The sequence below is a fragment of the Chryseobacterium sp. C39-AII1 genome (assembly GCF_039672645.1).
GTDB lineage: Bacteria > Bacteroidota > Bacteroidia > Flavobacteriales > Weeksellaceae > Chryseobacterium.
This window is the reverse complement of the sequence record NZ_JBDFPQ010000009.1, coordinates 117,432-130,898: the sequence shown is the minus strand read 5'-3', so window position 1 is coordinate 130,898 and position 13,467 is coordinate 117,432. Positions and strand designations below refer to the sequence as shown.

10 protein-coding genes are annotated in these 13,467 nt (G+C 35.1%); 5 read left to right on the top strand and 5 right to left on the bottom strand.

The window, feature by feature from the left end:
- Positions 1–93: 93 nt before the first annotated feature.
- Positions 94–2,469, bottom strand: coding sequence for an outer membrane beta-barrel family protein (locus tag ABEG63_RS14445; RefSeq protein WP_346585722.1), 2,376 nt, complete (start codon positions 2,467–2,469; stop codon positions 94–96).
- Positions 2,470–2,586: 117 nt separating this feature from the next.
- Between ABEG63_RS14445 and ABEG63_RS14440 the strand changes: the two genes are divergently transcribed.
- Together ABEG63_RS14440 and ABEG63_RS14435 are read left to right on the top strand one after the other, a co-directional pair.
- A complete protein-coding gene (locus ABEG63_RS14440) occupies positions 2,587–3,906 on the top strand; it encodes a HAMP domain-containing sensor histidine kinase (RefSeq protein WP_346585720.1) in 1,320 nt (439 codons plus the stop codon).
- Positions 3,896–4,582, top strand: a complete 687-nt coding sequence (locus ABEG63_RS14435) for a response regulator transcription factor (protein ID WP_346585718.1) — start codon at positions 3,896–3,898, stop codon at positions 4,580–4,582. Before ABEG63_RS14440 ends, ABEG63_RS14435 begins: the two co-directional genes overlap by 11 nt.
- 3 nt (positions 4,583–4,585) lie before the next feature.
- Here ABEG63_RS14435 and ABEG63_RS14430 read toward each other — a convergent pair whose 3' ends face one another.
- Together ABEG63_RS14430 and ABEG63_RS14425 are read right to left on the bottom strand one after the other, a co-directional pair.
- Entirely contained in the window at positions 4,586–5,413 is an 828-nt protein-coding gene (locus ABEG63_RS14430) for an endonuclease/exonuclease/phosphatase family protein (RefSeq protein ID WP_267405879.1), read from the bottom strand.
- Between the two features lie 210 nt (positions 5,414–5,623).
- A complete protein-coding gene (locus tag ABEG63_RS14425) occupies positions 5,624–6,505 on the bottom strand; it encodes an SDR family oxidoreductase (RefSeq protein WP_346585715.1) in 882 nt (293 codons plus the stop codon).
- Between the two features lie 130 nt (positions 6,506–6,635).
- On the opposite strand from ABEG63_RS14425, the gene ABEG63_RS14420 reads away from it, so the two are divergent.
- Positions 6,636–8,933, top strand: coding sequence for a GH92 family glycosyl hydrolase (locus ABEG63_RS14420; RefSeq protein WP_346585713.1), 2,298 nt, complete (start codon positions 6,636–6,638; stop codon positions 8,931–8,933).
- Positions 8,934–9,228: 295 nt separating this feature from the next.
- On the opposite strand, the gene ABEG63_RS14415 is transcribed toward ABEG63_RS14420, so the two are convergent.
- Positions 9,229–9,618: a helix-turn-helix domain-containing protein gene (locus ABEG63_RS14415; protein WP_346585711.1), complete on the bottom strand. Its 390-nt coding sequence runs from the start codon at positions 9,616–9,618 to the stop codon at positions 9,229–9,231.
- Between the two features lie 113 nt (positions 9,619–9,731).
- On the opposite strand from ABEG63_RS14415, the gene ABEG63_RS14410 reads away from it, so the two are divergent.
- Complete coding sequence (locus ABEG63_RS14410; RefSeq protein WP_346585709.1) at positions 9,732–10,334, top strand: NAD(P)H-dependent oxidoreductase; 603 nt, start codon at positions 9,732–9,734, stop codon at positions 10,332–10,334.
- 183 nt (positions 10,335–10,517) lie between these two features.
- On the opposite strand, the gene ABEG63_RS14405 is transcribed toward ABEG63_RS14410, so the two are convergent.
- On the bottom strand, positions 10,518–11,855 hold the full coding sequence (locus ABEG63_RS14405) for a dihydroorotase (protein ID WP_346585707.1): 1,338 nt from the start codon (positions 11,853–11,855) through the stop codon (positions 10,518–10,520).
- A gap of 173 nt (positions 11,856–12,028) precedes the next feature.
- Between ABEG63_RS14405 and ABEG63_RS14400 the strand changes: the two genes are divergently transcribed.
- A complete protein-coding gene (locus ABEG63_RS14400; protein WP_346585705.1) occupies positions 12,029–13,456 on the top strand; it encodes an oligosaccharide flippase family protein in 1,428 nt (475 codons plus the stop codon).
- The last annotated feature ends 11 nt before the right edge of the window (positions 13,457–13,467 follow it).

The following is a 13,467-nucleotide window of genomic DNA, read 5'->3' as shown; positions in this document are numbered from 1 at the left end:
GGCGACGGCTTCGCCGTCGCCCCGGAACCCTAAAAACCATTCAACATACATTTATTGGATATAGATAGGAAAAATTAAAATCACTTTATTACACTACATCCTCCCCTGCTCATCTGCTTTTTTAATCGACTTCGCATTTTTCACCGACTGATTACCAAAATTAAATTTCAATGAAATAATAAAACTTTGGGTATCGCGGTAATCTAAGAAATAATTGTCCTGATTGGCATATTTCGTACTGATTTTCTCTCCGGAAGTTTTAAAAATATCATTAAACATGAGGCTTCCTTCAAGCTTTTTATTGAAGAATTTTTTATTCATCACCAAATATGTTGAAGACGATCCCGAAATCCTGAAAGTCCCCTGAATGGCAGGTGTATTATATCGATTCCCCACTTCCAGCTTCCAATCCGAAGCTTTATCTAAAGTGAAACTTGTTGAAATATCAGAGCCTAGATTCCATACTTTATTTTTGTACAAAATGTTATCAACTCCTATAAAATAGTTTTCATTATGTTCAAGATTTTCAGATACACTAAGGCTCCACCAAGGTTTGATCTGAAAGTTTTTATACACACTCAATCCATACGCCTGTCCTTTTTCTATATTGGTAAAATGATAAATCAGATTATTATTGCTGGGCTCCTGATAAGAGATCTCCATCGACGGATTGATCTCTTTTCGATAATAAAAATCGATATTCCACTCTTTCCAGGTGTAGGTAAAATTGAGATTATGAACAATCGTCGCCTTCAGAGCAGGATCTCCCTGGAAATAGGAAAACAAGTTGTAATACGACTTTGCAGGATTCAACCAAGAATAAGATGGTCGGCTGATTCTTTTCCCGTAAGACAAACCAAACTGATGATTCCCCTCTGTTGTATATTGAACGTATAATGTTGGGAACAATTTCCAGTATTTATTTTTATTCACTTCATACGGTTCGGAAACGACGCCTTCCAAATCTGTTTTCTCGACACGCAAACCTGCTTTAAAATTCCACTTTCCGGGATTGTAAGCCAATGAAGAATAAAGGGCAAAATTGTGTTCCTTATAATCAAAAACATTGCTTTTATCGGCTCTGTATTGCAGCTGACCATTTTCATTATCTGAGAAATCCATCAGGCTGTTGGTATTTACAAAACTGTATTTGGACCCAGATTCCAATTCCCATTTTTCATTTTTCCATTGATAATCAAATTGCGTGGAATAAAGCTGAACGTCACTTTTATTATGCGTTAAAAAGTTATTTTCTTTAGGCAAATCATTCACAAAATCAAGATGCGTGAGTACATTTTGATCTTTCTGAACATTGTTTCCTGCAAAATAATTTGTCCAGGTCAGTTTACTTTTTTTATTAAGCTTTCTATCCATCTGAAAACTCAAAGAATTATTAATGGAACGCGAAAAATGATCGTTGATTGTTCTGTAATTCGACTCTGCTACATTCTGATCATTATAAATTAAAGTCGGAACATCATACACTCCATACGACTTCGGACTGAAATATCCGGAATAGTTTAAGCTGGCATTCGTAAGGCTGTCGATCTCATATTCAATATTAAAGTTGACTGTATTCTGGCTTTTATTTTTGTCTTTACGATTCATCGTGCTTACCCATCGTTGCTTGTCTTCAATATAATTTACATAGTCCGTACCTTCTCGGTAATAGGTTCCGGTTCCGAAATAATAACTTCCCATTACCGAAAGTTTGTTTTTCTTATAATATTGAGAAATCCCGGCAACCCCTTTTGCATATTGAGTCTGAACATATTTGGAAGAAACCGTGCCACGATAGCCTTCTATTTTATTTTTTTTCATCACAATGTTCAGCACGGCACTTCCGGATGCTTCATATTTTGCAGGCGGATTGGTAATTACTTCTACCGATTTCAGATCATCGCCTTGAGTGTTTTCCAAAAGGTTTTTCAGTTCATCACCGGTCAGCATAATTCTTTTATCATTAATCGTTACAACAATACTCTGACTTCCTTTTATCGCCAAAACATCATTGCTTGAGGTAACTCCGGGAGTCTTTTTAAGAATTTCCCAGGCATTAAGTGAAGAAATATTAGAATTTTCCACGTTAAATTCCAAGCGGTCGATTTTCCTTTTCACCAAAGGTTTTTGCTTCGTCATCACAACTTCCTGAATATCCTGAATATCTTTCTTCAAAATAATGGCTAAAGGCTGATTTTGCTTTTCAAGATTCAGTTCTTTTTCAAATTTGGCATATTCCAAATCTTTAATGACCAACTTTACAGATTGATCCGAAATTCCTTCCAAAATAAAACTTCCGTTTTCAGAAGTCGATATTGTCTTCAGTAATTTATTTTGAGCATCATATACTTCAATCGCAATCAAAGAAAGTTTTTCATTGTGATCATTCGAAACCGTTCCCTCGATTTTTTTTGTCTGAGAAAAAAGAAAAATAGGAAAGCATAAGAAAAAAAGAATTTTATACCTCATTGTTAGCTTTATTTTATGATGTAAAATTCTAACTTGTTGAGGAAAATTTCGGTTAATGGAAGGTTAATGATCGGTTAACGTCTATTTGGGAAAGGCTAAATTTTTATATTTGTCATTATGATGTTGAAAAGTAAAAATCTCATTGTTCTTTTTACCACGCTGTTCCTGATTCTTTTGGGAATTCAGGGCTATTTTATGTACAAAACCTATCAGGTGAAGGAAAGGGAAATTTACAGAGACATGAACAACCGTCTTTCGACCTATACCGATGATCTGGAAGATAAAAAAGGGTTGAAAAAAGCATCGGATGATGATCTCCAAAACATTTTTGCTCAATACAATGATAAAAAAATTACACAAAAAGAGTTTTTAAATCTTTTTGATCAAAACAAAAAGACAAATCGGAAAAGTTTCAGTGATTATGTGGATAATTTATTCAAAAAAGAAGGTTATAAAGTCGCGGTAAGAATTCAATACTTATCCATTGTTTCGCTTCCTACCAAAGTTCAGCTTCTGGAAAGCCCGATTACGATATTTGAAACACGAAATCAGCTGGTAAAACCCGGAATAACCAACACCGGAAGATGGGAAACCAGTTCAAAATCCACGAACGATAACAACGGAAAACTTGAAAGAGACAACAGTTTTCTTATAAAAAGCCGCACCGACTTTGAAATTTTAAATATTAAAAGTCTTGTTTTCAAAGAGCTTACTTTTCTTTTTCTGAGCTGCATTGCCATTCTGTTTTCGGTATTAATGCTTTATATTTTTACGGTTAAAAATTTAATCCGACAGCAAAAGCAGGTGGAAGTTTTGCACACGGTTGTGGATAACATTTCCCATGAATTCAAAACACCGATTGCCACTTTAAAAATTGCTTCAAAAACATTAAAAAAAAACTATAATCCGGAAACGCTTCATTTGGTTGACCGGCAAATTAACCGTCTGGAAAGTCTGATGTTTCAGCTTCACAAAGACGAATCTGGAGAAAAACTGACGAAAATTCAACCTCAGGACTGGAATTTTTTCATTAAAGATCTCGCCTTTACCTATCCTGATATTTTATTTGATATGAAAAATTCGGTCGATCAGGAAATTCCTTTTGATAAAAATTTAATGGAAACTGTTCTCAAAAATCTTTGTGAAAACAGTGTAAAATATGGAGCTTCGGAAGTGAAAATTGAGATAAATAATTCTAAAAACATTCTGGAAATAAAAGTAATCGACAATGGAAATGGAATCGAGAAAAAAGAACTGAAAAATATTTTCGAGAAGTTTTATAGAATACAATCAAATAATATTCACAATAGCAAAGGTCTGGGGCTCGGATTGTATTTTGTAAAAAATATAATCGACAGTTATCACGGAAAAATAGACGTTTCAAGCATGGTAAACGAAGGCACCACTTTTAAAATCATTCTTACTTATGAAAACTAAAATCCTTTTGGCAGAAGACGATTCTGATTTTGGAATGATCCTTAAACAGTATCTGGAACTGGAAGATTTTGAGGTGACCTGGTTTCAGGATCCGATGGAAATCATTCCACTTTTGACGACGGAATTTTACTTTCATATTGGTATTTTAGATATTATGATGCCCAATTTGGATGGATTTTCTTTGGCTAAAATGATTTTAAAAGAAAAACCCGACTTTCCGATTTTATTTTTAACGGCTAAAAATCAAAAACTCGATCGACTGACCGGTTTAAAAATTGGGGCAGACGATTACCTTGCCAAACCTTGTGATCCTGAAGAATTGGTTTTAAGGATTAAAAATATTCTGAAAAGAATAACCCCGGCAACGGTTGAAACACAAATTAAAATCGGTGAATATACTTTAAACACAGAAAAACTGCTGCTCATTCATCCAAAAGAAAAGATCCGGTTAACCATCCGTGAACAGGATTTGTTGCTGTACTTTTTAAAACACAATAAAAAGGCGTTAAAAAGAAATGATATTCTCGATAATCTTTGGGAAACGAACGATTATTTTACCGGAAGAAGTTTGGACGTTTTTATCAGCCGACTGAGAAAATATTTTCAGCATGACGACCAAATAAAAATCCAATCCCTGCGAGGAATTGGATTTGAAATTGATTTTCCGACTCATTAAATTTTAGAAAGAAAGCTCTGTCAGAACAGGAAAATGGTCTGACGGATACAGTAAATTTTCTCTTCTGTCGTTGATGTGTCTGTGAGATTTTATTTTAAAACCTTTTACGAAAATATAATCTATTCTCTCTTTTGGAACTTCATTCACATCAAAACCTGTGAACGTTCCTTTTGGCCCGTAATGCTTTGTTTCTGAATGATAAAAACTGTCCTGTAAATTTTGAGACATAATTTTAATCGGCTCCGAATCTTCGGTTAAATTAAAATCACCACTCACGGTCACAGGTAAATTTTTAGGATTGATTTCTTTGATCTTCTTTAAAATCAGTTCAGAAGATTTTACTCTCGCTACATTACCAATATGATCGAAATGCAGATTCAGCGCCATAAATTCTTTTTTAGATTTCTTATCTTTAAAAACGGCGTAGGTACAAATTCTGTTCAACGCGGCATCCCAACCTTTTGAAGGTTTCTCAGGAGTTTCAGAAAGCCAGAATGTTCCTGAGTTTACAACCTGAAGCCTGTTGGTATCATAAAAAATAGCGGAAAATTCACCTTTTTCTTTACCATCATCTCTGCCAACACCAATATAATCGTAGTTCTTCAACCCGTTTTTAATATCTTTCATCTGCTCCGGAAGCGCTTCCTGAACTCCGAAATAATCCGGGTGATAATACGTTAATAAATCTGCAACATCCTGTTTTCTGTTTGGCCAAGCATTTTCTTTGTCCGAATCTACATTAAGCCTGATATTAAAACTCATCACCTTAAGATCCTGCGAAAAACCCAATGCAAAAAGCAGTAAGAATACAGTTGAAAATCTGAAATTCATAATCATCTATTTTTAATTAACAAAGCAACAAAAATAAAACTTCTCCCGAAGAGAGAAGCCTTGTGATTGTAATTATTATGTTAATTTTTTTGGATGGAAGCTGGAGGATGGGAGAAGTAAGTTCATGACTGACATTAATTAATAGTCAGTCGTAATAAAAAGACTTTCCAAAACTTCTAGCTTCAGACTTCCATCTTCCATCCCAAAAAATCAGTTTGATTTTTTCGCTTTAATCATTGCTTCCAGAGCATCCCACATTTCCTGGGGAATATCTTCCAGCATATTGAATTCTCCTGCACCCTGAAGCCATTCTCCGCCGTCGATGGTTACGACTTCACCATTCATATACGCAGAATAATCGGAAACCAGATAGGCGGCAAGATTTGCCAATTCCTGATGCTCTCCTACTCTTCTCAACGGAACTTTTTTCTTCATATCAAATTTTTCCTGCAAATCTCCAGGAAGTAATCGGTCCCAAGCGCCTTTTGTAGGGAAAGGTCCAGGGGCAATCGCATTAAAACGAATTCCATATTTTGCCCATTCTACGGCAAGCGATCTCGTCATGGCTAAAACACCAGCTTTTGCACAGGCGGAAGGAACAACATACGCAGAGCCCGTCCATGAATAAGTTGTTACAATATTTAAAACCGTTCCCGGCTTTTTTGAATCTATCCAATGTTTACCGATAGAAAGGGTACAATTTTTTGTTCCTTTTAAGACAATATCTAGAATAGAATCAAAAGCAGAATGCGTTAACCTTTCGGTGGGAGAAATAAAATTTCCAGCGGCGTTATTCAATAAAATATCAATTCTACCAAATTCCTTTAAAGTGGCTTTTTTCATCGCTTCCACTTCATCCCAGTTTCTCACGTCACAAGCTACACAAAGCACTTTTCCGCCTGTTTCATCTTCCAACTCTTTCGCTGTTCCCTGTAATTTTTCTAAATTTCTGGAAGTGATCACCACTTTTGCACCTAATTGAAGGAAATATTTGGTCATTGCTTTTCCCAGACCGCTTCCGCCGCCTGTAACAATCGCTACTTTATCTTTCAGAGCGTCTTCACGCAACATCGGTTGTGTATAAAGATTCATACGTTTTATTTTTTCTTAAAAATAATAAATATTGAATGGATTGTCTCTAAATTAATCTGATAAATAATGCAGCAAATAATTATTCATTGAATTTTATTTAATTTTATGCTCCGAAAAAATATAATTCTATATGAAACGGTCAGGAACTTCTGTTTTACTATTTCTTCTATTTTTTAGTTTAAATCTTAAAGCTCAGCAATTCGAAAAACTATATCAGTATGTCAACCCGTTGATCGGAACGGAAAAAATGGGACATACCTATCCCGGAGCCACAGTTCCTTTTGGAGCGGTACAGCTCAGCCCGGAAACAGATACCATTTCCTACGAACTCAACGGAAAATATAATGGTGATGTTTATAAATATTGTGCTGGCTATCGATATGAAGATAAAACGATCGTAGGTTTCAGTTCCACACACTTTAGCGGAACGGGACATTCTGATCTAGGAGATTTTCTTGTGATGCCGACTGTCGGGAAATTACAGTTGAATCCGGGAACCGCAACAAATCCTGAAAGTGGCTACAGAAGCAGATTTTCACATCAAAATGAAAAAGCTGAAGCCGGATATTACAAAGTAAAACTGGACGATCACCATATTTTGGCTGAATTAACGGCATCAACAAGAGTTGGCGTTCACAGATACACTTTCCCAAAATCTGATGAGGCGCATATTATTCTGGATCTGATGGCAGGAATTTACAATTATGACGGCAAAAATGTATGGACTTATGTTCGTGTAGAAAACGGAAATACCATCACAGGTTACAGACAAACGAATGGCTGGGCAAGAACGAGAACGGTTTATTTCGCAATGAAATTTTCAAAGCCATTTAAATCTTACGGTCAGAAAAACTATGATGGAAAACAGGTTTATAATGGATTCTGGAGAAAATTCGATCAGACAAAAAACTTCCCTGAAATCGCCGGAAAAAACCTGAAAATGTACTTTGATTTTGATACGAATGAAAATGAAGCCATTGAAGTTAAATTAGCTATTTCTTCTGTAAGCCAGGCCAACGCAATGGAAAATCTGAATCAGGAAGTTGGCAATTTATCCTTTGATCAGGTAAAAGCAAAAGCTCAAGAGGATTGGAATAAAGAATTAAATAAAATCGTCATTAAAGGTTCGGAAACAGAAAAAACGAATTTTTACACAGCGATGTATCATACTTTTATCAATCCTACAACCTATACAGATGTGAATGGAGAATATAAAGGGTTAGATCAAAATACGCACAAAGCGGAAGGTTTTACCAATTATACAACATTTTCGATTTGGGATACGTATCGTGCCCTTCATCCTTTCTTTAACATTATTCAACCAAAGAGGAACGGTGATATGGTGAAGTCGATGATGGCTCATTATGATCAATTCTCCATGAAAATGTTGCCGATCTGGTCGCATTATGCGAACGATAACTGGTGTATGAGCGGCTATCACAGTGTAAGTGTGGTTGCAGATGCAATTATTAAAGGAAATTATGACGGAGATGCTAAAGAAGCGTTGAAAGCTTGTGTAGAAACAGCCAACAAAAGAGACTATGAAGGAATCGGACAATATATAGATTTAGGATATATTCCTGCTGAGAAAAACGGAACTTCGGTTTCGAATACCTTGGAATATGCTTATGACGACTGGGCAATTGCTCAGTTGGCAAAACATTTGGGTGAAACGGAAATTTATAATCAATTCATCAAACGTTCTGAAAATTGGAAAAATAATTTTGATAAATCGAGTGGATTTATGCGTCCTCGCTTGGCTGATGGAAGTTTTAAGAAAGATTTTAATGCTTTAAGCACTCACGGACAAGGCTTCATCGAAGGAAATTCGTGGAATTACAGTTTCTTTGTTCCTCAAAACCCGAATGCATTAATTACATTAATGGGTGGAAAGAAAAAATTCGCTGCAAAGTTAGATGAATTGTTCACCATGCATTTGCCAGACGAGTTTTTTGCAGACACCGAAGATATTACAAGAGAAGGAATTATCGGAGGATATGTTCACGGAAATGAACCAGCGCATCATGTAGCTTATTTTTACAATTGGGCAGGGCAACCATGGAAAACGCAGGCGCAAATTCGTCATATTTTAGAAATGCAATATAAAGCAACTCCTGATGGATTGGGCGGAAATGATGATACGGGACAAATGAGTGCGTGGTATATTTTGAGTTCTCTTGGTTTCTATCCTGTTGCTCCGGGTTCGGAAGATTATGCAATTGGAAGTCCAGCTGTGGATCATGCCATTTTAAATCTGGAAAATGGAAAAACATTTGAAATTGAATCAGTTAATCAAAGTCCGAAAAATGTATATGTTCAGAAAATTCTTTTGAATGGAAAGGAAATTAAAAACTTTACGCTGAAGCATTCTGATATTATGAATGGCGGAAAATTGAGTTTTTATATGAGTCCTAAAGCTAAAAAATAGTTTTGTTTAAACACTAATTACACGAATGTTTTGCACTAGTTTCACAAATTTTAATTAAAGTGGAATTATCATTTTAAACGGAGCTAAAGCGTGTGAAGAATCTATTATAATTTTCTCGCAGATTTTGCAGATGACGCGGATTTTTTTAAACATAATCATCTGTGAAAATCTGTAAAATCTGTAAAAAAAACGACTGTAAATTGCAGTCGTTTTTTGTTTTTTATTAAGTTTTGGCTAAAGCCGATTTGAATTGTTTAAAATCGTTCCTATTGATCTCAATATTTAACTTTAAAATCTAAAAAACATCCTCTCTTATATTCCTTTTATGACTTTTGCCCCATTCGGAAAGCGACATGATCACAGGTTTCAGCGTTCGGCTGTAATCTGTTGAAATATATTCTACCACAACCGGTGTTTGCTCGGCATGCACTACTCTTTTCACAAAGCCGTTGATTTCTAAATCTTTCAATTCATTAGATAAAACTTTTGCCGAAATTCCTGTTATCATTCTCTGTAATTCATTAAAACGAACGTTTCCCAATTCCTGTAGAACGATAATAATTTTCAGTTTCCATTTTCCTCCGATTACGTAAATAGCATCTTCCACAGCAGAAAGATTTTCGCTACAATTTGCTCTACAAGGCATTTCAGGAGTTTCAATAATAGTATTGAGTGGATTTTGCATATCATTTAATTTTAACAACTAACCAAAAGGTTACTACTAACCTTTAGTTCACTACTAACTTTTCAAAAGCAAATGTACATAATTTTGCTGAAGAAATTTTAATCATCAAAAAAATGAAAAATATCCTTCATATTATTTCAAGTCCGAGAACCAAAGGTTCAGCAAGCAGATCATTAGGAACTGCCGTTGAAGAAAAACTACAGGAAGCATATCCTGATCATTCCATTACCACTTTAGATTTACTGAAAACTCCGTTTCCTCATTTGGGCGAAGAGCAGGTAGATTCGTGGTTTATTCCCGCAGAAAACAGAACTCCTGAACAAAATGAAGCGGTAAAAAGATCTGATGATGCGATTGCTCAACTTCACTCATCTGATTTCATTGTTATTTCTGTTCCGATTTATAATTTTGGAATTCCTTCAGCATTAAAAGCTTACATCGATCACATTGCAAGAGGTGGCATGACTTTTCAATATTCGGAAAACGGTTTTGAAGGTTTAGTGAAAAACAAGAAAGCCTATATCGCCGTGGCCAGTGGTTCTGTTTTTTCAGAGGGCGATTATCAGTCGTATGATTTTGTTGTTCCGTATCTAAAAAGCGTGCTTGGTTTCATCGGCATTACAGATGTGAGCGTTTTTCGTGCAGAAGGATTAGGACTTCCGCATCTTCAGGAAACTGCTCTTGAGAAAGGAATTGAAAGCATTGTGATTGCTTAATTAATTGTTAGATCATTTTCTCTCGCAGATCAAACAGATTTAGCTGATGATTGTGTAAAAAATCTACGTCATCTACAAAATCTGCGAGAGAAATAAATAGGTTTTAGCTAAAGCCAATTTTTTGTTTTAAACTAAGAAAACGGGCTAAAGCCCGCTCTATTGATATAATTATTCGATTGTCATTTATTCCTGAACTTCAAAAAGCAAACGCTCCCCGAATTTCTGCTCATTTATTTTTCCGTTTTCGTAAACCAGATTTCCATTAACAAAAGTATGGGTAACTTTAGAATGGAAATTCATACCTTCCAACGGACTCCAACCGCATTTGTAAAGGATATTTTCTTTTTCAACCGTCCAGTTTTCATTTAAATCAACTAAAACTAAGTCTGCTTTATAGCCTTCTTTAATGAAACCTCTTTTTTCAATTCTGAATAAAATAGCAGGATTATGAGCCATTTTTTCCACAATTCTTTCTAAAGAAATTTTTCCGTTTTTATAGTTCTCCAGCATCACCACCAAAGAATGTTGTACCAAAGGTGCTCCGGAAGGACATTTTAGATAGGTATTTTGCTTCTCTTCCCAAGTATGAGGCGCGTGATCCGTGGCAATCACATCAATTCTGTCGTCCAACAACGCTTCCCAAAGTCCGTCTTTGTCTTTTTGCGTTTTTACAGCAGGATTCCATTTTATTAATCCTCCTCTTGTCTCGTAATCTTCATTCGTGAAAGTCAAGTGATGAACACAAACTTCCGCCGTGATTTTTTTATCTTTTAATGGAATATCATTTCTGAAAAGTTCAGTTTCCTTCGCAGTTGACAAATGAAAAACGTGAAGTCTCGCTCCTGTTTTCTTTGCCAGCTCAATTGCCTTTGAAGAAGATTTATAACAAGCTTCCTCACTTCGGATCAAATGATGAAATTTCACGGGAATATCTTCACCGTATTCATCCATATATTTTTGAGTATTGGCTTTAATGGTTGCTTCATCTTCGCAGTGAACAGTGATCAACATTTTTGTATTGCTGAAAATATTTTCTAAAGTTTCAGGATTGTCGACCAACATATTTCCTGTGGAAGAACCTAGGAATAATTTAATTCCGGGAACATTTCTTGGATTTGTTTTTAAGACTTCTTCCAGATTATCATTCGTTCCGCCCATCATAAAACCGTAATTGGCAAAAGATTTCTGAGCAGCAATATCATATTTATCCGCCAGTAATTCCTGAGTTACTGCATTGGGAACGGTATTCGGCTGTTCAATAAAACTTGTAGTTCCGCCTGCAATTGCCGCGCGAGATTCGGTTTCGATATCACCTTTGTGCGTTAAACCCGGCTCACGAAAATGCACTTGATCATCAATTACTCCCGGCAAAAGGTATTTTCCTTCACCATTGATAATTTGATCTGCCTCTTCAGAAATCTGGGAATCTATTTTAGAAATTAAATCATTTTCAATTAAAATATCACCTTCAACGATCTTTCCTTCGTTGACGATTTTTACGTTTTTGATTAAGGTCTTCATTTTTTACTTTTTAAATATTGGATGCTTAAACCACAGTCCTGTTCAACTGCCAACTTTGTCAAAGTTTTGAACTTTGACAAAGTTTTTCAAAATTAAGGTTTATGAATGAATTTTTATGTCACCAATAAAAAATCAATTTCTAAATATTTACATTTGCATAAAAATTTCACATTTTGTATAAGAAATTATTAGGACAGACAATTATCTACGGGATTGGAGCAATAGCGCCAAGAATTATTTTATTCATCCTAAATCCACTTTTGATTTATAAAATTCCCAACGAAGGTTTTGCGATTTTCACTCAACTTTATGCATGGATTTCTTTTGTAAATATCATTCTTTCTTTCGGTTTTGAAACAGCCTATTTTAGATTTTCTGCCGAAGAAAACAATGAAAAGAAAACCTTTAATACCTCGTTTTGGTTTCTGTTTTCAACGTCTACAATTTTCTTAGCATTATGTTATTTATTCAACCAACCCATTGCCGATTATGCAGGTTATCATGACAATCCTGAATACATTAGATGGTTTGCTTTAATTGCATTTTTCGACAATTTATTGGTTATCCCATTTGCATGGCTTCGTTTTCATAATAAACCGATAAAATATTCTGTAGTAAGAATTGTTCAGTCTACATTTCAGGCAATTTTTACGGCAGCATTATTCTTTTGGATTCCTCAAAGTGTTTCAAAAAGCTTTGGCTTAGATCAAAATGTAGATTTCCCATTCTTTAGTAATTTAGCTGGAAGTGCTTTAGGATTTTTACTGTTGTTTCCTATAATATTAAAGGTAAGGTTTCAGTTTGTGACTTCATTATTCAAAAGAATGATCAAATATTCTTTCCCTTTGATGTTGGCGGGTTTTGCTTTCATGGTTAATGAAAATTTCGACAAATCTATTCAGAGAGGACTTATTTCTGACGAAGAAGCCGGCGCTTATGGAGGTTGTTACAAACTAGCTGTATTGATGACATTATTCGTGACAGCTTACAGAATGGGGATTGAACCTTTCTTTTTCAAACAAATGGATAAAGGCGATGCCAAAAATACCTATGCTAAAGTTGCAGAATATTTTGCTTTTTTCGCCTGTGCCGTAGCGTTGGGAATTATTGCTAATATTGAATGGTTGAAAGGCGTTTTCATCCCAAATAAATCGTATTGGATTGCCATAGATATTATTCCGATTATTATTGTTGCTAATCTCTGCTTCGGAATTTATTACAATTTTTCAACTTGGTATAAAGTGACGGACAGAACAAGCGTGGGAACTATAATTTCGTGGATCGGAGCGGGTATAAATATCGCTTTCAACTTCCTGGCATTGAAATATTATCATAGCATGATCGGCTCTGCATGGGCAACTTTCGGAGCGTATGTCATCATGATGATCGTATCTTATGTATTAGGTCAAAAGTATTATCCTATACCTTATAGAATGAAGAAAATGTCTTTCTTCTTATTATTGTTAGGAGTTTTTAGTTTTATTATTGTGAAATACTTAAACTATAATATCCTGACAAGTAACTTACTATTCTTAATTTTCGTTGGAATTTTAGTGTATTCCGAAAAAGATATGATTTTATCAAGAATCCGAAAGAATTAAACTTTGGTCTT